Genomic DNA, 19,728 nt, shown 5'->3' with positions numbered 1-19,728 from the left:
TGCCCCCTGACCACGACGCCGGGCCCCTTCCGTATACCGCGGGATGGGGCCCGGTGCGTGAGTCCGGACCGTCACAAGGCGCGCCGGTCAGCAGGGCACCCGGAAGCCGCCGGGGGCGCGCTGGCCCTCGGCGCCGCCGGTCAGCGCCGCCCGCAGGGCCGCTTCGGGCCGCGGGATGTTGCCGCCGACCACGTGGAGGAGCTGCTGCTCCACGGCGACGATGCCGGTGCGGGCGCCGGGGACGTGCGCGTTCTTGACCGCGACGCGGTTCAGCGGGGCCGGCGCCAGGTGCTTCCTGGTGCGGACGAAGGCGACGAAGCTCTCGAAGTCGCGGCTGTGCCGGACGGGTTCGGTGAATCCGGTGAAGGCGCTGAAGCCGTCCTGGTTGATGAGGGTGTAGGAGGGGGCGGCCAGGCGGTAGGTGCGGGCGCGGTCGAGGGCCTTGCCGTCGATGAAGACCTCGGCGGGGTCGATCCGGCGGCCGACCTTGCCCGTGGCGTCGAAGGTGTAGCGGACGTTGCCGGAGACGGCCAGCGGGGCGAAGGCCAGGCCGCCGCCGTGGGCGGGCGCCCACTGCTCCTCCAGGGCGTCGTGGATCTGCTGCCCGGTGACGGTGACGGTCATGATCGGGTCGCCGAAGCCGACCGCGTTCCACGCCTGCCCGAAGGTGATGACGCCATCCGCCTCCTCGTCACGTTCCAGGTCGGCGGAGATGATCGCGGAGCCGACGCGCGGGGCGACCGCGATGACGGCGAGTTCGGCGGGGACGTTGCGGTGGGCCGCGGGGTCGTCCATCGGGCCGTGCGGCTGCCCGCCGGCCCACAGCGCCCAGTCGGCGACGAGGTCGCCCATCGTGGACTCCCCCGCGGCGTTGCGCTGCCGGGTGAAGGAGGCGGACTGGGTGCCGATCCGGGTGCGGGCGCGCCGGGCGCCGTAGCCCGCCCAGTAGTCGGCGATCGACCGCAGCTCCTTGTCCGGGGCCACATCGCGGGTGTTGGGGTGGTTGACCGCGGTGGTCAGCGAGCGGATGACCTTGCCGGTGCGGCGGTCCAGCCGCAGATTGATCTCGTTGATGATCTGGCCGTAGCAGCCGGCCTCGACGAACGGGCGGGGGGCGCCCTTGGGGTCGGGCAGCATCATCGTGAAGGCGCAGTGCCAGTGGCCGGTGACGATGGCGTCGATGTCGGCGGAGGCGCGCAGCGCCAGCTCGTAGGCCGGGCCCGACGGGTTGCTGCCGCTGGAGAAGTCGCTGCCGGCCACCGCGCCGTCGTGCATGCTGAGCACGATCGCGTTGACGCCGCGTGACTTCAGTTCCGCGGCACAGCGGTTGGCGGTCTCCAGCTCGTCCAGGGTGCGCAGGCCCGGCTGGTAGGAGCCGGGGAAGGACTCGGTGCCGATGGCGGTCAGGTGGATGAAGCCGATCGGCAGTCTGCGGCCGTGGCCGGCGTCGACGTGCACGATGTTGTACGGGGGCAGCACCCGCTTGCCGGTCTCGTGCCACACCATGTTGGCGCTGTAGTACGGGAAGTCCGCTCCGCGGAAGCGGTGGCCGGTGGAGTCGGTGAAGGAGTCGTCCCGGCCGGCGACCCGGAAGGACTCGCCGCGTTCCATGTGCGACGTCAGAAACGCCGCGGACTTGTCGAATTCGTGGTTGCCGGCCGAGGCGAAGTCCAGGCCCATGGCGTTGAGGGCCTCGATGGTGGGCTCGTCGGCGAAGGAGGAGGCGTCGAACTCCCAGCCGGAGAAGAGGTCTCCGGGGGCGAAGAAGATCGAGTTGTGCCGCCCGGCACGCAGCCGCTCCAGGTGGGCGGCCATGAAGGCGACGCCGCCCACGGTGTAGCGCTTGCCGCCGGCGCCGGTGATGACGGAGTTGGCGCCCGGCGCGCCCTGCAGGTAGCCGTGCAGATCGGTGATGTTGAGGAGCTGGACGTCGACGTACTCGTCGGCGGTGGCCGCGTCACGGGCGTGGCCGGTGGCGTAGGCGTTGCTGCCGATGGCGCTGGCGGTGGCCATCGCCCCCGCAGCGGTGAAGAAGGACCGTCGTCCGATGTCGCGCACTCTGCGTCACTCTCCTGAGCGGGGCCGACCGTTGGGGGGACGACGGGAGAGTCAAACGAGCCGCACGGGACATCCGGCCACGAGGACGCATACCGGGCATGAACGGCGAGGGACAGTCGCCCCCGGGGGCGTGTCCCGTGGATCATGGCGGGTGTCCACCGCCGTGATCCACGGGACACGCCTGCACGGGGCCAGGGGGCCCGGCGCTGTCCCTCGTTCGCCTGCCGGGTCCGCCCTTACGGGTGTCCGGGACGCTACGGGAGTTCGGCCGGGCCGCCGGCCGCGGAGCCGGACCCGGTCACCGGCGCGGCAGCGTCCGGCGCGGGCTGCTCCTGGGCCGGGCTGTTCGCCAGCTCCTGGCCGCGGAGCAGGAACCACGCGGCCACCGCGGCGCCCAGCAGCACCACCGCGCCCACCCCCGCGGCGGTGTCCACGCCGTTGACGAAGGAGTCCTGAGCGGCCTTCAGCAGCGCGGCGCCCTGGTCGGCGGGGAGTTGGCCGGCCGCCTCGACGGCGCCGCCCAGCGACTCGCGGGCGGCGTCGGCGGCGTGCTCGGGCACCCCGGCCGGGGTGCCGAAACCGCGGTAGATGCTGGTGACGATGGAGCCGAGCAGGGCGATGCCGAGCGCGGCGCCGAGTTCGTACGCCGTCTCGGAGACCGCGGAGGCGGCGCCCGCCTCCTCCTTCGGGACGCTGGAGAGGATCACGTCGGCGGTGACCGTGAAGGCGAAGCCCGCGCCGACGCCCACCACGAAGAGGATGACGGACAACGCGAGGGTGCCGGTGTCGCCGTGCAGGGTCATGCACCCGGCGAGCGAGAGCCCGACCACCGCGAGGCCGCCGGCCACCACGACGCGTACCGTCAGCCGGCGGGCGACCCAGCCCGCGGCCAGGCCGGCGCCCACCGCGCCCACCGCGGCCGGGAGTTCGGTGAGCCCGGCGTTCAGCGGCGTGCGCGACTGCACCATCTGGAGGAACTGGGAGAGGAAGAACACCAGCCCGGACAGCCCCAGGATGGTCAGCAGGTCCGCCAGCACCGCGCCGGAGAACCCGCGGTGCTGAAAGAGCTTCATGTTCAGCAGTGGTGAGGCGAGGGTGTGCTGGCGCCGGACGAAGACGATCAGCGTGAGGACGCCGATGGCGGCCGCCAGCCCGATGTCCCAGCGGAAGCCGTGGACCGCGGCCTCCTTGATGGCGTAGACGACGGCGACGATGCCCACCAGCGACAGCAGGACGCTGGGAACGTCCCACGGCCCGGGATCCGGATTGCGCGACTCCGGGATCACTTTCGCCCCGACGACCACCAGCAGCGCCATCACCGGAAGGTTGATCAGGAAGACCGAACCCCACCAGAAGTGGCCCAGCAGAAAGCCGCCGAGGACCGGCCCGACGGCGGTACCGGCCGAGGCCATGGCGCCCCAGATGCCGATCGCCAGGCTGCGTTCCTTGGGGTCGTGGAAGAGGTTGCGGATCAGCGCGAGGGTGGACGGCATCAGCGTTGCGCCGGCCACGCCCTGGAGGGCCCGGGCGGCGATCATCATCTCCGGGGTGGTGGCGTACGCGGCGACCACCGACAGCGCGCCGAACGCGACCGAGCCGACCAGCAGCAGCTTCTTCCGGCCGATCCGGTCGCCGAGGCTGCCCATGGACACCAGCAGACCGGCGATGACGAACGAGTAGATGTCGCCGATCCACAGCAACTGGGTCCCGGACGGCCGCAGATCCTCGCTCAGGAACGGGGTGGCGAGGCCGAGGACGGTGGCGTCGACGCCGACCAGCAGCACCGCGAGGACGAGGACCGAGAGCGCGAGCCAGCGGCCCGGCCGGGGCTGGTCGTCCACATGAGCCGAACCGGCCCGTCCTGACGCTATGGTCTCGCTCATTTCTCCATGCTCCGTCGGATGCCACCGAGCAGCAGCTCGGCGATCGAGTGGTTGAGGTCGTTGCGGGCGACCCGCCCTTCGTGCACCGCCCAGGCGCCCGCGCCGATGAGTCCGTAGAACGCCTCGGTCAGCCAGGCCGAGCTGAGGTCGATGCGGAAGTCGCCCTCTTCCTGGCCGCGGCGGAAGAGCTCGGTGATCCGCGCGTCGAGCCGGGCCCAGCCGGCGTTGATCTCGCCGCCCTCGAAGAGCTGGTTCTCGGTGAAGAGGAAGGCGAGGACGCCGGCGACCGGTTCGCTCGCGCGGATCAGCCGGCGCAGCGCGTCGGCGGCGTCCCCCTCGGCGAGCCGGGCGGCGTCCATCGCCTGCGCCAGCTGCTCGATCCCGTGCTCCTCCAGGGCCCGGATCAGCGCGTCCCGGCCCGCGAAGTGCCGGTGCAGGGTCGCCCGGCTGATGCCGGCGGCGCGGGCGATCTCGTCCATCGAGGTCGTCGCCCGGCGGGTGAGCAGGGCGGCGGCTTCCTTCAGTACCTGTTCACGATCCACGGCCATGAGACACAGTCTAACCGAATGAGACATTCATGTCTCATGGCGGAAGGAGGCGCCGACACGGCACCTACGTCCGCGGTGCGTCCGGGATCGCCGCCCCCGTCTCGCGAAAGCACCGGGACGCGGAGTACGGCGAAGGCCCCCACCCGGTCGGGTGGGGGCCTTCGCCGTACTCCGTCGTCAGATGCCGGTCAGGGCCGCTTCTTGGCCTCGGCCCACTCCTGCTGCCGCACCAGGTCGGCGCGTACCTCGGCGAGCTGCACCGCCACCGCGGACGGCGCCGTGCCGCCCCGGCCGCTGCGCGAGGCGAGCGAACCGGGGACGTTCAGCACACCGCGGACCTCGGGCGTCAGATGCGGCGAGATCTTGGCGAACTGCTCGTCGGTGAGCTGGTCCAGCTCGATGCCGTGCGCCTCGCACTCCTTGACGCACTCACCGGCGACCTCGTGCGCCACCCGGAACGGCACACCCTGCTTGACCAGCCACTCCGCGATGTCGGTCGCGAGCGAGAAACCGGCCGGCGCCAGCTCCGCCATCCGCTCGCGGTGGACGGTGAGGGTGGCCATCATCCCGGTGAACGCCGGGAGCAGCACCTCCAGTTGGTCGCAGGAGTCGAAGACCGGCTCCTTGTCCTCCTGGAGGTCCCGGTTGTACGCGAGCGGCAGCGCCTTGAGGGTCGCCAGCAGCCCGGTCAGGTTGCCGATCAGCCGGCCGGACTTGCCGCGCGCCAGCTCGGCGATGTCCGGGTTCTTCTTCTGCGGCATGATCGACGAGCCGGTGGAGAAGGCGTCGTGCAGGGTCACGAAGGAGAACTCCTTCGTGTTCCAGATGATGACCTCCTCGGCGATCCGCGAGAGGTTGACCCCGACCATCGCCGTGATGAAGGCGAACTCGGCGACGAAGTCCCGCGAGGCGGTGCCGTCGATGGAGTTGCCGACCGAGCCGTGCTCGAAGCCGAGGTCCGCGGCGACCGCCTCCGGGTCCAGGCCGAGCGAGGAACCGGCCAGCGCGCCCGATCCGTACGGCGAGACGGCGGTGCGCTCGTCCCACTGCCGCAGCCGCTCGGCGTCCCGCGACAGCGACTGCGCATGCGCCAGCACATGGTGGGCGAAGAGCACCGGCTGGGCGTGCTGGAGATGCGTACGGCCCGGCATGGCCACGTCCGGGTGCGCCTCGGCGAGGCCGACGAGCGCTTCCTGGAGGTCGGCGATCAGCCCGCCGATGATCCGGGCGTGGTCGCGCAGGTACATCCGGAAGAGCGTGGCGACCTGGTCGTTGCGGGACCGGCCGGCCCGCAGCTTGCCGCCGAGGTCCGGACCGAGCCGTTCCAGCAGCCCGCGCTCCAGGGCGGTGTGCACGTCCTCGTCGGCGACGGTGCCGGTGAACGAGCCGTCGGCGACGTCGCGTTCGAGCTGGTCGAGGCCGGCGAGCATCCGCGTCAGCTCGTCCTCGGTGAGCAGGCCCGCCGTGTGGAGGACGCGGGCGTGCGCGCGCGAGCCGGCGATGTCGTACGGCGCGAGCCGCCAGTCGAAGTGGACGGACGCGGACAGCTGGGCCAGGGCCTCGGCGGGACCGTCGGCGAACCGGCCGCCCCAGAGCCGTACCTCACCGCTGTTGCTGCTCACTGCTGCTCCTCAAGGCTGTGGATGTGCCGCCGCCTCCCTGCGAGGGCGGGGAGGCGGCCGTCGTACGAAAAGTAACGAGCCGGGCCCGGAATCGGCCACGCCGGGCCCGTCGGGGTCCGCCTGCCGGGTCCGTCAGGCCCCGCCGGCCAGATCACGCCGTGCGGCGATCTTGCTCGACATGCCGAAGAGCTCGATGAAGCCCTTGGAGAGCGACTGGTCGAAGGTGTCGCCGGTGTCGTAGGTCGCGAGGTGGAAGTCGTACAGCGACCGGTCGGACCTCCGGCCGGTGACGACCGCGCGGCCACCGTGCAGGGTCATCCGGATGTCGCCGGACACGGCCTCGTTGGCCTCGCCGATGAAGCCGTCCAGGGCCCGCTTGAGCGGCGAGAACCACAGGCCGTCGTAGACCAGTTCGCCCCAGCGCTGCTCGACCTGCCGCTTGTAGCGGGCCAGTTCGCGCTCGACGGTGACGTTCTCCAGCTCCTGGTGCGCGGTGATCAGGGCGATCGCGCCCGGCGCCTCGTACACCTCGCGGGACTTGATGCCGACCAGCCGGTCCTCGACCAGGTCGATCCGGCCGATGCCCTGGACGCCGGCCCGCTCGTTCAGCTCCTGGATCGCCTGGAGGACGGTGACCGGCCTGCCGTCGACGGCGACCGGGACACCGGACGCGAAGGTGATGACGACCTCGTCGGCCTCGCGCGGGGTGGCCGGGCTCTGCGTGTACTCGTAGACGTCCTCGATCGGCGCGTTCCAGATGTCCTCCAGGAAGCCCGTCTCCACGGCCCGCCCGAAGACGTTCTGGTCGATGGAGTACGGCGACTTCCTGGTGGTCGCGATGGGCAGGTTCTTCTCCTCGCAGAACGCGATCGCCCGGTCCCGGGTCATCGCGTAGTCACGGACCGGTGCGATGCACTTCAGGTCCGGGGCGAGGGAGGAGATCCCCGCCTCGAAGCGCACCTGGTCGTTCCCCTTGCCGGTGCAGCCGTGGGCGACGGTCGTCGCGCCGTGCTTCCGCGCGGCGGCGACCAGGTGCTTGACGATGGCCGGCCGCGAGAGCGCGGAGACCAGCGGATAGCGGTCCATATAGAGGGCGTTGGCCTTGATCGCCGGGAGGCAGTACTCGTCGGCGAACTCGTTCCTGGCGTCCGCGACCTCGGCCTCCACGGCACCGCAGGCGAGCGCGCGCTTGCGGATGACGTCCAGGTCCTCGCCGCCCTGGCCGACGTCCACGGCAACGGCGATGACCTCGGCGCCCGTCTCCTCGGCGATCCAGCCGATGCAGACGGAGGTGTCCAAGCCGCCTGAGTAGGCGAGTACGACGCGCTCGGTCACGGGCTTCTCCTTACGGTGCATGCGCTGGTAGGTATAAGTATGCACTCGGCCGTATGTTTCGTCAATGGCGTGGGGGACGTGCAGGCCGGCGGCGCGCCACCGGTCCGGCGCGGGCGGCCCGACCCCTTGCCCGGCACGGACTATTCACCCTCCCGCAGCGCCTCCAGCAGCACCTTCACATGACTGAGGGACAGGTCCCTGGTCGCGGTCAGCAGCGTCACCGGACCGTCCGCCGCCAGCTCCCGCAGATGCCGCAGCGCCGCCCGCGCGCGCTCCTCCGCCAGCTCGTCGCGGTACCGCGCGGCGAACTCCTCGAACCGCTCCCCCTCGTGCCGGTACCAGCGCCGCAGCTCGGACGAGGGCGCCGCGTCCTTGCACCACTCGGTCAGCCGGGCGTCCTCCTTGGCCAGCCCCCTGGGCCACAGCCGGTCGACCAGCACGCGGGCCCCGTCCGCCGGCTCCGGCGTGTCGTACACCCGGCGCACCCGGATGGCATCGACGGTCGACACACCACCCTTATGGGATTTTGCGGACATAACCCCATCGAAACACGGCCGCCCGAGCCCCGCAGGGGGCCGACGGACACCGCCTGCCGTCCTCGGCGGGGCCCCGCTTTGGATTCATGGGCCGGGACAGGGTAGTTTTTCTTCTGCACGCCCGGCCGGGAACACTCCGGCCGGTTCGAGCACCGGGACGTGGCGCAGCTTGGTAGCGCACTTGACTGGGGGTCAAGGGGTCGCAGGTTCAAATCCTGTCGTCCCGACGGTGTTGTTGCAGGTCGAAGGCCGTTTCCGAGTATCGGAAGCGGCCTTTTCCCGTGGGGCTTTCCCGTGGGGCGCGGCCGGCTTGCGCCGGAGTGCTTCAGCGCGGGCGCTCGGACGTCACGACAGTTTGCCGATCTCGCCGCGGACCCGGTCCATGACCTTGGCCGGGAGGGTCGCGTAGCCCTGGAAGGTCAGGTTCTCCTGGCCTTTCTGGCTGGCGATGTACGCCAGGAACGCCTTGGTGGCGGGCCAGGTCGCCGGCTTGTTGCCCTTGTCGCAGACGATCTCGTAGGTGACCACGTCGATGGGGTAGGCACCGGCGTCCTTGGTCGCGTAGTCGAGGTCGAGGAGCACATCGCCGCCGGTCCCGGCGGTCCGGGCACCGGCGATCGCCCGGGATGCCGCGATCACGTTGGGGTCGGCCGGGATGGGGGCCCCGGTGTCGACCGAGACCGTGCGGATCATGCGGTCGACCGCGTACGGCAGCTCGACGTAGCCGATCGCGCCCTCGGTCCGCTGGACCTGGGAGGCGAGGTCCGCGGACCCCTTGGCGGACTTGCCGCCCTTGCCGGTCCAGTCCTTGCTGTGTGCGTTCGGCCAGGCGTCCGGGGCGGCGGCGTGCAGATACGCGGTGAAGTTGTCCGTCGTCCCGGAGGAGTCGGAGCGGTGGAACGGCTGGATCGGCGTCGCCGGCAGCTTGGCGTCCTTGTTCCGCTGGGCGATCGCCGGGTCGTTCCAGGTCGTGATCTGCCCGTTGAAGATCTTGGCGAGGGTGGGGGCGTCCAGGACCAGCCGGTCGACCCCGGGGACGTTGAAGCCGACCGCGATCGGCCCGCCGACCATCGGGAGGTGGATCGCCTGGCCGCCGTCGGAGCAGACCTTCCGGGACCGGGCGACCTGGTCGGCGGTCAGCGGGGAGTCCGACCCCGCGAAGGCGGTCCTGCCCGCCAGGAACTGGTCCTGGCCGGCGCCGGAGCCGTTACCGGTGTAGTCGATCCTGGTGCCCTCGCAGGCGTGCGTGTAGCTCTTGATCCAGAACTTCATGGCGTACTGCTGCGCCGTCGAGCCGGAGGCCAGCAGTCCGGCCGCCCTGCCGCAGGCGATGCCGTTCGCGCCGGCACCGGCGGTGGGCGGCTTGGTGGTGCCGGGCGACGAGCCGGAGGAGGGGGAGCCGCCGTTCGAGCCGCAGGCGGTCAGCGCCAGGGCGCCGGAGATGACCGCCACCCCGGCCGCCTTGGTGTACGGCCGGCCCTTCCGCTGGAGTTTCACGCGCTGGTGCTCCTTCCCGCGGACCGGGCTCGGCCGGCGCGGCAGAGGATAGTGAGACCTCCGTCACTATATGCACATGAATCGGAACTATGGGTGATTTCCGGTGGAACGGGTGCGTCAGTGGGCCTTCTGCGCCAGGCGCAGCAGGTGGTCCGCCAGTTGCTGCCCGCCCGCCGGGTCGCGGCTGATGAGCATCAGGGTGTCGTCGCCGGCGATGGTGCCGAGGATGTCGTGGAGTTCGGCCTGGTCGATGGCGGACGCCAGGAACTGGGCGGCGCCCGGCGGGGTGCGCAGGACGACGAGGTTGGCGGACGCCTCGGCGGAGATGAGGAGTTCGCCGGAGAGGCGGCGCATCCGCTCCTCCTTGGCGGACTCCCCCAGGGGCGCGCGGGGCTTGCGGTCGCCGCCCTCGCTGGGCACCGCGTAGATCAGCTCGCCGCCGGTGTTGCGGATCTTCACCGCACCCAGTTCGTCCAGGTCGCGGGAGAGCGTCGCCTGGGTGACGGAGAGTCCGTCGTCGGCGAGCAGCCTCGCGAGCTGGCTCTGGGAGCGCACCGGCTGCCGGTTGAGGATGTCCACGATCCGGCGGTGGCGGGCGGTGCGGGTCTGCGGTACGGCCTGGCCACCGTTGTACTCGTTGTCCTGCGGCACGGTCATCGTTGCGTCAGTCTCCGGATCATCGGTCCCCGTCGGCCTTTTGGCGGGCCGCGTTGAGGACGCCGGGAAGCTTCCGGAGGAAAGTGTCCGCCTCCTCGTCCGAGACGATCAGCGGCGGGGCGAGCCGGATGACGTCCGGCGCGACCGCGTTCACCAGAAGGCCCGCGTCCTGAGCCGCCTGCTGCACCTGCGGTGCGAGGGGCTCGGTCAAGACGATACCCAGGAGCAGACCCGCCCCGCGGACCTGGCCGATCAACGGGTGCCCCAGCGCCTCGGTCCCGGCACGCAGCCGCTCGCCGACCCGCTTGACGTGATCGAGGACGCCGTCCGCCTCGATGGTGTCCAGGACGGCGAGGGCACCGGCGCAGACGACCGGGTTGCCGCTGAAGGTCGAGCCGTGCAGGCCCGGGGTGAGGAGGTCGGCGGCCGCGCCGAAGGCCAGCGTGGCGCCGATGGGCAGTCCGCCTCCCAGGCCCTTGGCGAGGGTGATGACGTCCGCCTCGACGCCCTGTGCCTGGGATTCCAGCCAGTGCCCGGTCCGGCCGATGCCGGTCTGGATCTCGTCGAGGACGAGCAGGGTCCCGTTGGCCGCGGTGATCTCGCGGGCCGCCCGGAGGTAGCCGGGCGGCGGGACCACCACGCCGTTCTCGCCCTGGACAGGCTCCAGGATGACGAAGGCGGTGTCGGTGGTGACGGCGGCGCGCAGCGCCTCGGCGTCCCCGTACGGCACGTAGTCGACCTCGCCGGGCAGCGGGGCGAACGGGCCCTGCTTGGCGGGCTGTCCGGTGAGGGCGAGGGCGCCCATGGTCCGGCCGTGGAAGCCGCCGACGGTGGAGACCATGTGGGTCCGGCCGGTCAGCCGGCCGATCTTGAAGGCGGCCTCGTTGGCCTCGGCGCCGGAGTTGGAGAAGTAGACCCGGCCCGGGCGGCCGGCGAGCCCGAGCAGCCGCTCGGCGAGGGCCACGGTGGGCTCGCTGACGAAGAAGTTGGAGACATGGCCGAGGGTGGCGATCTGGTCGGAGACGGCGCGGACCACCGCCGGGTGGGCGTGGCCGAGCGCGTTGACCGCGATACCGCCGAGGAAGTCGAGGTACTCCCCGCCGTCGGCGTCCCAGACCGTGACGCCCTCGCCGCGGACGAGTGGGAGGCGCGGGGTGCCGAAGTTGTGCATCATGGCGCCCTGCCAGCGCTGGGTGAGCCCTTCGTTGGTCACCGGGCCCCGGGTGCCCTCGGTTGCTGCCGACCCGCTCATTCCGTCCCCTCCTGGGTGCCGCTCGTGTCCGTTTCCGGCGCGGGGTCCGGCACCACCATCGTGCCGATGCCCTCGTCCGTGAAGATCTCCAGCAGGATCGAGTGCTGGACCCGCCCGTCGATGACCCGGGCGGTGTGCACGCCGTTGCGTACGGCGTGCAGGCAGCCCTGCATCTTCGGGACCATGCCGCTGGCCAGATCGGGCAGCAGCTTCTCCAGTTCGCTCGCGGTGAGCCGGGAGATCACCTCGTCGCTGTGCGGCCAGTCCTCGTACAGCCCCTCGACGTCGGTGAGCACCATCAGTGTCTCCGCGCCCAGCGCCGCCGCCAGCGCGGACGCGGCGGTGTCGGCGTTGACGTTGAAGACGCCGGAGGTATCGCCCTCGTCGCTGCTGCGCGCGATGGACGAGATCACCGGGATCCGTCCGTCGTCCAGCAGGGCCTGCACCGCGCCGGGGTCGATGGCGGTGATCTCGCCGACCCGGCCGATGTCGACCAACTGCCCGTCGACGTCCGCGTAGTGCTTGGTCGCGGTCATCAGGTGGGCGTCCTCGCCGGTCATGCCGACGGCCAGCGGACCGTGCTCGTTGAGCAGCCCGACCAGTTCGCGCTGCACCTGGCCGGCCAGCACCATCCGTACGACGTTCATCGCCTCGGGCGAGGTCACCCGGAGCCCGCCCCTGAACTCCGACTCCAGGCCGAGCAGTTCCAGCTGTGCGCTGATCTGCGGCCCGCCGCCGTGCACGACGACGGGCCGCAGCCCGGCGTGCCGCAGGAACACCACGTCCTGCGCGAAGGCGCGCTTCAGCTCCTCGTCGACCATCGCGTTGCCGCCGAACTTGATGACGACGGTCTTGCCGTGGTGCCGGGTCAGCCAGGGCAGCGCCTCGATGAGCGTGCGGGCCTTGGGGAGCGCGGTGTGCTTGCGAGTGCTCATGACGAGTACGCGCTGTTCTCGTGGACGTAGTCGGCCGTGAGGTCGTTGGACCAGATGACCGCGGACTCGGTGCCGGCGGCGAGGTCGGCGGTGATCCGCACCTCCCGGTAGCGCATGTCGACGAGGTCGCGGTCCTCCCCCACCGAGCCGTTCTTGCAGACCCAGACGTCGTTGATCGCGACGTTCAGCTGGTCCGGCTCGAAGGCGGCGGAGGTGGTGCCGATGGCGGAGAGCACCCGGCCCCAGTTGGGGTCCTCGCCGTGGATGGCGCACTTGAGCAGGTTGTTGCGCGCGATGGACCGGCCGACCTCGACCGCGTCGTCCTCGCTGGCCGCGCCCACGACCTCGATCCGGATGTCCTTGCTGGCGCCCTCGGCGTCGCCGATCAGCTGCCGGGCCAGGTCGTCGCAGACCGTGCGGACCGCCTCGGCGAAGACGTCCCGGTCCGGCACGACACCGGAGGCGCCGGAGGCCAGCAGCAGCACCGTGTCGTTCGTGGACATGCAGCCGTCGGAGTCGACCCGGTCGAAGGTGGTGCGGGTGGCCGCGCGCAGCGCCGCGTCCAGGTCGGCGGCCGGCAGATCGGCGTCGGTGGTCAGCACCACGAGCATGGTGGCGAGGCCGGGTGCGAGCATCCCGGCGCCCTTGGCCATCCCGCCGACGGTCCAGCCGTCCTGACCTGACTGGGCGGTCTTGTGGATGCTGTCGGTGGTCTTGATGGCGATGGCGGCCTTCTCGCCGCCGTGCTCGGTCAGTTCGGCCGCGGCCCGCTCGACTCCCGGCAGCAGCTTGTCCATCGGGAGCCGCAGTCCGATGAGCCCGGTGGACGCGACCGCCACCTCCCCGGCGCTGTGCCCGTCGAGCACCTCGGCGACCTTCTCGGCGGTCGCGTGGGTGTCCTGGAACCCGAGCGGACCCGTACAGGCGTTGGCGCCACCGGAGTTGAGGATCACCGCGGAGACCCGGCCGCCCTTGAGGACCTGCTCGGACCAGACGACCGGCGCCGCCTTGACCCGGTTCGAGGTGAACACACCGGCGGCGGCCAGGCGCGGCCCGTTGTTCACCACCAGGGCGAGGTCCGGGTTCCCGTTCTCCTTGATCCCGGCGGCGATACCCGCCGCGGAGAATCCCTTTGCTGCCGTGACGCTCACGGCGCCTCCTTGTTCGCTTCTCCGCCCGCGCAGCGCAGCGGCGCGGCCTTCGTGGTCATCCGCGGCCCGGCGGCCGCGCGTGCGACGCTCACAGCGCCCCCTCGTTCGCTTCTCCGCTCACGGTGCGACCCCGGTCGCCGACAGTCCGGCGGTCTCGTCGAGGCCGAGGGCGATGTTCATGGACTGGACGGCGCCGCCCGCGGTGCCCTTGGTGAGGTTGTCGATGGCGCTGATCGCGATGATCCGGCCGGCCGCCGGGTCGTACGCCGCCTGGATCTGCGCGGCGTTGGAGCCGTGGACCGAGGCGGTCGCCGGCCACTGGCCCTCGGGCAGCAGCCGGACGAACGGCTCGTCGGCCAGCGCCTTCTCGTACGCGGCCCGCACGGTCCCGGCGTCCGTCCCGGGCACGGCCTTCGCCGAGCAGGTGGCGAGGATGCCGCGGGACATGGGCGCGAGGGTCGGGGTGAAGGACACCGTGACCCGCTCGCCGGCCACCGCGCTGAGGTTCTGGATCATCTCGGGGGTGTGCCGGTGCCCGCCGCCGACGCCGTACGGGCTCATCGAGCCCATGACCTCGGAGCCCAGCAGATGCGGCTTGAGGGCCTTGCCCGCCCCCGAGGTGCCGGTGGCCGCGACGATCACGGCCTCCGGCTCGGCGAGACCGGCGGCGTACGCCGGGAAGAGCGCGAGCGAGACGGCGGTCGGGTAGCAGCCCGGGACCGCGATGCGCTTGGCCCCCCGCAACGCGGCCCGGCCGCCGGGCAGTTCGGGCAGGCCGTACGGCCAGCTGCCCGCGTGGTCCGAGCCGTAGAACGCCTCCCAGTCCGCGGCGTCCCGCAGCCGGAAGTCCGCGCCGCAGTCCACGATCAGCACGTCCGGCCCGAGCTGCTCGGCGACCGCCGCGGACTGCCCGTGCGGCAGCGCGAGGAAGACGACGTCGTGGCCGGCCAGCGCCTCGGCGGAGGTGGGGGCCAGTTCCCGGTCGGCCAGCGGAACGAGGTGCGGCTGCAGCGCGCCCAGGCGCTGGCCCGCGTTGGAGTGCCCGGTCAGCGCCCCGATCTCGACCTCGGGGTGCCCCAGGAGCAGGCGCAGGACCTCACCTCCCGCGTATCCGCTCGCACCGGCGACTGCTGCTCGTACCGTCATGGACCCTCCTCCGTGATGGCATGACTATACGGACCCCAGCAGTTTTATGCAATGAGGTGCGTCAAGGTCCGGTGGGGGCGACTGCGGCTCACGAGACGCCGCAGCCCGGCCCACCCCGGGTCATGGCGCATGAGCGCACAAGGCTCACGGGTCGGGGTGTCGTCGGGGCTCCGCGTCAGGGCAGGGCGAGGACGCAGAACTCGTGGCCCTCCGGGTCGGCGAGGACCGTCCACGGCACCGTGCCCTGGCCCACGTGGGCGGGCGTCGCGCCGAGGGCCCGGAGGCGCGCGACCAGCTCCGCCTGGTGGGCCGCGAAGGCGGTGGCGAGATCGAGGTGCACACGGTCCTTTGCCGCTGCCTTGGGTTCCGGGACGGGAACGACGTCGACGCAGACGGCGACCGGGTCCGGCCAGACGGGGCCGCCGACGCGTCCGACGTACGGGGTCACGCCGGGGCTGTAGGCACTCCGGCCGAGCGCCTCCGCCCAGAACCGGCCGACCGCCGAGGCATCGAGAGCCTTGATGTTGACCCGAACAGGTCGTAATGCCATGCCGGTGATCCTACGCACCCGCTCCGCAGCGACACCGCACCGTCGCCAAACAGAGATCAACTCGCTTACCGGCCGCAAGGTCTGGCTCGCCGACCGGAGCACGCGGCCCCGCCGGGTGACGTCGCGGTGCCGCCCGGCCTGCGGCCGCTGCCGGGGGCACCACGACGTGTGGCGGGACGCGACGAACGCGACGTGCGGAAAGGGGTCAGCGGGTGCGGGGCTGGGTGAAGCGGAGCATGTTGCCGGCCGGGTCGCGGAAGGCGCAGTCGCGGACGCCGTAGGGCTGGTCGATCGGCTCCTGGAGGACTTCGCCGCCGGCGGACCGGATCCGTTCGAAGGTGGCGTCGCAGTCGTCGGTGGAGAAGATCACGCCGCGCAGGTTCCCCTTGGCCAGGAGTTCCGCCATCGCCTGCCGGTCGGCCGGGGAGGCGTTGGGGTTGGCGAGCGGCGGTTCGAGGACGATCTCGACGTCGGGCTGGGCGGGCGACCCGACGGTCACCCAGCGCATCCCCTCGAACGCGACGTCGTTGCGCACCTCCAGACCGAGGACGTCGCGGTAGAAGGCGAGCGCCTTGTCATGGTCGTCGACTGCGATGAAGCACTGCGAGAGCTTGATGTCCATGCCTCCGACGCTACGAGGCGGCGGCGGAGTCCGCTTCTCCGATCCTGACCGGTTCGCCGGCCCCGACCGGTGCGCCGTTCCTGACCGGTCGCGTGAGGATCTTGGCGACGCACGCCGGGATCGCGGCGCCCGCCTCGTGGCGGCGGGCCCGGTACGCGCTCGGGGTCTCCCCGACCAGCGCGGTGAAGCGCGAGCTGAACGACCCCAGGGACGTACAGCCGACCGCGAAGCAGACCTCCGTCACGCTCAGGTCGCCCCGCCGCAGCAGCGCCTTGGCCCGCTCGACACGGCGGGTCATCAGGTAGCTGTAGGGCGTCTCTCCGAAAGCGGCGCGGAAGCTGCGGGAGAAGTGCCCGGAGGACATCAGGGCGATGCTCGCCAGCGACGGGACGTCCAGCGGCTGCGCGTAGTCGCGGTCCATCACGTCCCGTGCGCGGCGCAGCCTGACCAGGTCCTCAAGTGTCACGCGCACCAGCATCGCACGGCGCCGGACGCCGCCCGGCCGGCTGCCGCCGGGGCCGGTGCGGGGGTCAGTGCTCCTGGGCCGTGGGGCGCACCATGATCTCGTTGATCGCGGCGTGCGGGGGCTGGGTGACCATGAAGGTGAGGGCGCGCGCGATGTCCTCGGCCCGCAGCCAGGACTCCTGCGCCATGCCGCGGGCCGCGGCCAGCCCGGCACCGGTCGCCATCTCCGTCGAGGTCAGCCCCGGCTCGACGACGCCCACCCGCACACCGCGTCCGGTCACCTCCTGGCGCAGGGCCTCGCTGAACGCGCACACCGCGTGCTTCGTCGCCGAGTACACGCTGTTGCCGCGGCGCGGCACGCGGCCCGCGACCGAGCTGACGGCGACCAGGTCGGCGACCCCGCGCGGACCGTGCTCCGCCGCGCGCAGCAGATGCGGCAGTGCCGCCCGCGACAGGTGCAGAACGGCCGTCAGGTTCAGGTCGACCATCCGGTCGAGGTCCTCGGGGCCGACCTCCTCCAGTGCCCCCATCGCGACGTAACCGGCGTTGTTGACCAGCACGTCCAGCCGCCCGAAGCGCTCGGCGGCCTCCGCGACGCTGCGCCGGGCGCGGGCGCCGTCCCGCAGATCGGCCGTGATGGCGGCGCACGAGCCGCCCCGCGCCCGGATCGTGTCGGTCAGCTCCGCCAGCCGCTCGGCGCGCCGGGCCACCAGCGCGAGCGCCGCGCCCTCCCGGGCCAGCGCCAGGGCGGTGGCCGCCCCGATGCCGCCGGACGCGCCGGTCACCAGCGCCACACAGCCCGCCAACGGTGGGCCCGGTGCCGCGGCGCCGACGTTCGCGGAGTTCTCGGCGGCCCCGGCGTTCGCGGTGTGTCCGGCGTTCTCGGCGTGCGTACCCGTGGGCCCCATGGCGGCAGCTTGCACCCGGCGGCCCCGGAGCGCCTCCCGGCGCGGGCGGGAGCGGTGCGGGATGCAGCCGCCGCCCGTGCTCCGTAAGGTCGTAGAAGGGGGTGCGGGGCGGGCGGAGGTCGCCTCTCGTCGGGAGCTGCCATGACCACACCGCGGGATCTGTTGCTCATCAGCCTGGAGCTGACGCCCCGGCATCCTGTCGAGCGGGGCGATCTGTCGCTCGCGCTCGCCGCGGCCGAGGTGATCGACCTGCTCGGCGTCGAGGCCGTCCGGCTGGACGGCGACCGCATCGTGCCGGGCTATCTGCCGGGACTCTCCGACCGCCTGCTGGCCACGGCCGCGGAGTCGCTGGTACGGGACGCGCCCCACGAGACCGTCGACGACTGGCTGTGGCGCAGGGGCCGCGGGCTGGCCGAGGCGTATGAGACCGTCCTGGAGGACGAGGGTCTGCTCACCCGGCAGCGCCACCGGGGGCTGCCGTTCCGGAAGGGTGCGGCGGTGCCGGTGGATTCGCCCGCCCGGTGGCGGGCCGCGGACCGCTGGGCGGCGCAGGAGCCGGTGCTCATGGCGCTCGCGACGGCGCTCGGATACGGCGCGGAACCGGCCGAGCAGGCGCCCGGCGTCGTCGACGAGGCGGTGACGACCGTGCTGGCCACGGTCAGCGACGCGCTCCAGGAGCTGGCGGCGGTGCGGCAGCGGCGCGCCATCGAAGAGGCCGCGTTCGAGAACATCTGGCGGGGCGAGTGACGGACCGGCGGGCCGGCCTCCTCGGGTGAACGGCCCGGCCCCTCACGTCCCGTAGACGCTGCCGGTGTTGCGGCGCGGCGCCGGGCGGTGCTTGGCCGCCGGGCCCGCGGCGAAGGCGTGCAGCAGGTTCTCCGTGGTGCGGGTGACGAACGCTCCGGCGCGGGTGTCGATGCCGTGGTCGCGGCCGTCGTCGGCGGTGCCCGCCATGAGCGCCTCGACCCAGCGCATGGTGCCGGTGGCGAAGACGCCGGCACCGCTGGGGACCGTGTAGTAGGCGGAGTCGGCGTGGCTGGAGCGCCCCTGGCAGACGAGCGGGGAGTGGGCGATGATCTCCAGCTCGGCGGGGGTGGGGGCCTCCGGGGTGACCCGGTCGTACTCGACGCCGACCAGGTGCGGGAAGGAGTCGCCCGGCCGCACCCCGGTGCCGCTGAAGAGCCAGTGGTCCGCGGCGTGCACGACGTACGGGGCGTCGGTCGGGTAGCCCTCGTAGAAGACGCCGGTCAGCGCGGACTCCGGGTCGGCGGCCGGCGGCTCGCGGAAGTCGTGGGTGGGCGGCTCGCGGTGGGCGGCGAAGCCGGGATCGGCGCGGTAGTCGGTCTTGTAGCAGGCGACCGTGCGCAGCGGTCCGGTCGGGCCGGACTCCAGGCGGACGCGGCGGAAGCAGGCGTTGGCGCCGAGGAAGGCGAGGTTGGTGCCCGCGTCGCGGGCCCGGGTGACATGGTCGCGCTGCTGCGGGGTCCAGTATTCGTCGTGGCCGAGGGAGAGGGCCGCACTCGCCCCGTGGAGGGCGGCCGGGTCGCGGTGGACGTCCACGGACGTGGTGTAGGCGAGCGGGAGGCCGAGCCGTTCCGCGAGGACGACCAGGGCGCGCTCGTAGACCAGGAACTTCTCGGCGCCGGTGGCGTCGTAGGGGCGGTCGAAGGCGACGGCCAGCGAGCGGCCGGCGTAGGAGCCGTCCTCGCCCTGGTAGAGGCTGTAGCCGCCCCAGGTGTTGTACGCCTGCCAGGTCGTCACCGCGTGCATCAGGACGGTGCGGCCCGCGGCGGCGGCCGAGCGGACGATCAGCGGGACGTAGCGCTGGTGGCCGTGCTCGGCGTCGAGGCGGAGCAGGTAGGCGCCGGGGGGCCAGCCGTCGGTGCGGACAGCGGTGCTGCGCGGCCAGTCGGCCCGGACGGTACGGGTCTCCGGCAGCAGCCGGGGGTCCCGTTGGCGCCGCCCGGCCAGCCGGTCCGAGCGCCACACCAGCCGGGCCTGGGCGCCGCCGTACCAGCCGACCCGGTAGGCCAGGACCCGGTAGCCGGGCGCGGTGGTGGAGACATGGAGCCCGAACTCCTCGCCGGGCAGGACGCTCACCCGGTCGGTATAGCCCGCGATCGCGTCGGGCGGACCGGTGGAGCGCAGCCGCCAGTCGGGGCTGCCGGGGCGGTTCCGCTCGGCGGTGAGGGAGGGCTGGTCGCCGGTGGCGGGCGCGAACCGGTTGCGCTCCTCGGCGTCGCAGCCGGTGAGGCCCGCGGCGAGACCGGCGGCACCGGCCGCCGCGGCGCCGAGGAAGTGCCGGCGGTCCAGGCCGCCGTCCGTGCGGTCGTTCATCGGATCGCTCCCGTCGGATCGCCGGTGCGGGGCGCCGGCGGCCCGGCCCCGGTGCCCTCCCGGGCTCTGGTCGCCGGGCCCGCGGTCCTCTCAGCACGATGCTGCGCCGCCGCGGACCGCCGGACGACCCCGGCGGGCCCGAATGCGCGGACGGCGGCCCCGGAGGGTGCACGGCTGTGCCCGGCCGCCCGTGAGGACGGCCGGGCACGGTGCTGCCGCCGCGGGC

Annotated in this window: 17 protein-coding genes, 1 tRNA gene and 1 pseudogene; 2 read left to right on the top strand and 17 right to left on the bottom strand. The window is 72.6% G+C overall.

The window, feature by feature from the left end; all coding sequences use genetic code 11:
* Positions 1-87 precede the first annotated feature (87 nt).
* From GR130_RS12390 to GR130_RS12365, 6 genes are all read right to left on the bottom strand, one after another.
* On the bottom strand, positions 88-2,058 hold the full coding sequence (locus tag GR130_RS12390) for a bifunctional metallophosphatase/5'-nucleotidase (RefSeq protein ID WP_159504778.1): 1,971 nt from the start codon (positions 2,056-2,058) through the stop codon (positions 88-90).
* A 254-nt stretch (positions 2,059-2,312) separates the two neighbouring features.
* A complete protein-coding gene (locus tag GR130_RS12385) occupies positions 2,313-3,941 on the bottom strand; it encodes an MFS transporter (RefSeq protein ID WP_159504777.1) in 1,629 nt (542 codons plus the stop codon).
* Positions 3,938-4,489 (bottom strand): TetR/AcrR family transcriptional regulator, encoded by a 552-nt coding sequence (locus GR130_RS12380; RefSeq protein WP_159504776.1) that lies wholly within the window; start codon positions 4,487-4,489, stop codon positions 3,938-3,940. Before GR130_RS12380 ends, GR130_RS12385 begins: the two co-directional genes overlap by 4 nt.
* A 188-nt stretch (positions 4,490-4,677) precedes the next feature.
* The gene (gene argH, locus GR130_RS12375; protein WP_159504775.1) at positions 4,678-6,111 is read right to left on the bottom strand and encodes an argininosuccinate lyase; all 1,434 of its coding nucleotides are present in this window, start codon (positions 6,109-6,111) and stop codon (positions 4,678-4,680) included.
* A 132-nt stretch (positions 6,112-6,243) separates the two neighbouring features.
* Positions 6,244-7,446 (bottom strand): argininosuccinate synthase, encoded by a 1,203-nt coding sequence (locus tag GR130_RS12370; RefSeq protein WP_159504774.1) that lies wholly within the window; start codon positions 7,444-7,446, stop codon positions 6,244-6,246.
* A gap of 140 nt (positions 7,447-7,586) precedes the next feature.
* Positions 7,587-7,955 carry a DUF488 domain-containing protein gene (locus GR130_RS12365; RefSeq protein WP_236572993.1) on the bottom strand — a complete coding sequence of 123 codons (369 nt, stop codon included), beginning with the start codon at positions 7,953-7,955 and terminating at the stop codon, positions 7,587-7,589.
* Positions 7,956-8,135: 180 nt separating this feature from the next.
* Here GR130_RS12365 and GR130_RS12360 point away from each other — a divergent pair.
* A tRNA-Pro gene (locus GR130_RS12360) sits at positions 8,136-8,209 on the top strand.
* 118 nt (positions 8,210-8,327) lie between these two features.
* Here the strand turns inward: GR130_RS12360 and pstS are convergent.
* From pstS to GR130_RS12310, 10 genes and pseudogenes are all read right to left on the bottom strand, one after another.
* Positions 8,328-9,479 (bottom strand): phosphate ABC transporter substrate-binding protein PstS, encoded by a 1,152-nt coding sequence (gene pstS / locus GR130_RS12355; RefSeq protein ID WP_159504772.1) that lies wholly within the window; start codon positions 9,477-9,479, stop codon positions 8,328-8,330.
* 117 nt (positions 9,480-9,596) lie between these two features.
* Positions 9,597-10,136: an arginine repressor gene (locus tag GR130_RS12350; protein WP_159504771.1), complete on the bottom strand. Its 540-nt coding sequence runs from the start codon at positions 10,134-10,136 to the stop codon at positions 9,597-9,599.
* Positions 10,137-10,155: 19 nt separating this feature from the next.
* Positions 10,156-11,388 carry an acetylornithine transaminase gene (locus tag GR130_RS12345; protein WP_159504770.1) on the bottom strand — a complete coding sequence of 411 codons (1,233 nt, stop codon included), beginning with the start codon at positions 11,386-11,388 and terminating at the stop codon, positions 10,156-10,158.
* Positions 11,385-12,323 (bottom strand): acetylglutamate kinase, encoded by a 939-nt coding sequence (argB, locus tag GR130_RS12340; protein WP_159504769.1) that lies wholly within the window; start codon positions 12,321-12,323, stop codon positions 11,385-11,387. Before argB ends, GR130_RS12345 begins: the two co-directional genes overlap by 4 nt.
* On the bottom strand, positions 12,320-13,474 hold the full coding sequence (argJ, locus tag GR130_RS12335; protein ID WP_159504768.1) for a bifunctional glutamate N-acetyltransferase/amino-acid acetyltransferase ArgJ: 1,155 nt from the start codon (positions 13,472-13,474) through the stop codon (positions 12,320-12,322). Before argJ ends, argB begins: the two co-directional genes overlap by 4 nt.
* 117 nt (positions 13,475-13,591) lie before the next feature.
* On the bottom strand, positions 13,592-14,620 hold the full coding sequence (gene argC, locus GR130_RS12330) for an N-acetyl-gamma-glutamyl-phosphate reductase (RefSeq protein ID WP_159504767.1): 1,029 nt from the start codon (positions 14,618-14,620) through the stop codon (positions 13,592-13,594).
* 187 nt (positions 14,621-14,807) lie between these two features.
* A pseudogene (locus tag GR130_RS12325) lies at positions 14,808-15,170 on the bottom strand (VOC family protein); the annotation flags it as partial.
* Positions 15,171-15,375: 205 nt separating this feature from the next.
* Positions 15,376-15,792 carry a VOC family protein gene (locus GR130_RS12320; RefSeq protein WP_159504766.1) on the bottom strand — a complete coding sequence of 139 codons (417 nt, stop codon included), beginning with the start codon at positions 15,790-15,792 and terminating at the stop codon, positions 15,376-15,378.
* Between the two features lie 10 nt (positions 15,793-15,802).
* On the bottom strand, positions 15,803-16,270 hold the full coding sequence (locus tag GR130_RS12315) for a helix-turn-helix domain-containing protein (protein WP_159504765.1): 468 nt from the start codon (positions 16,268-16,270) through the stop codon (positions 15,803-15,805).
* A 52-nt stretch (positions 16,271-16,322) separates the two neighbouring features.
* Entirely contained in the window at positions 16,323-17,165 is an 843-nt protein-coding gene (locus GR130_RS12310) for an SDR family oxidoreductase (RefSeq protein ID WP_159504764.1), read from the bottom strand.
* 141 nt (positions 17,166-17,306) lie between these two features.
* Here GR130_RS12310 and GR130_RS12305 point away from each other — a divergent pair, with 141 nt between their 5' ends.
* Positions 17,307-17,912 carry a GOLPH3/VPS74 family protein gene (locus GR130_RS12305; protein ID WP_159504763.1) on the top strand — a complete coding sequence of 202 codons (606 nt, stop codon included), beginning with the start codon at positions 17,307-17,309 and terminating at the stop codon, positions 17,910-17,912.
* A gap of 42 nt (positions 17,913-17,954) precedes the next feature.
* Here the strand turns inward: GR130_RS12305 and GR130_RS12300 are convergent, their stop codons facing one another.
* The gene (locus GR130_RS12300) at positions 17,955-19,502 is read right to left on the bottom strand and encodes a N,N-dimethylformamidase beta subunit family domain-containing protein (RefSeq protein WP_201304867.1); all 1,548 of its coding nucleotides are present in this window, start codon (positions 19,500-19,502) and stop codon (positions 17,955-17,957) included.
* Positions 19,503-19,728 lie beyond the last annotated feature (226 nt).

Origin of the sequence: Streptomyces sp. GS7, from assembly GCF_009834125.1 — a bacterium.
GTDB lineage: Bacteria > Actinomycetota > Actinomycetes > Streptomycetales > Streptomycetaceae > Streptomyces.
Note: the sequence above shows the minus strand (reverse complement) of the source record. Positions and strands in the feature narration are given on the sequence as shown.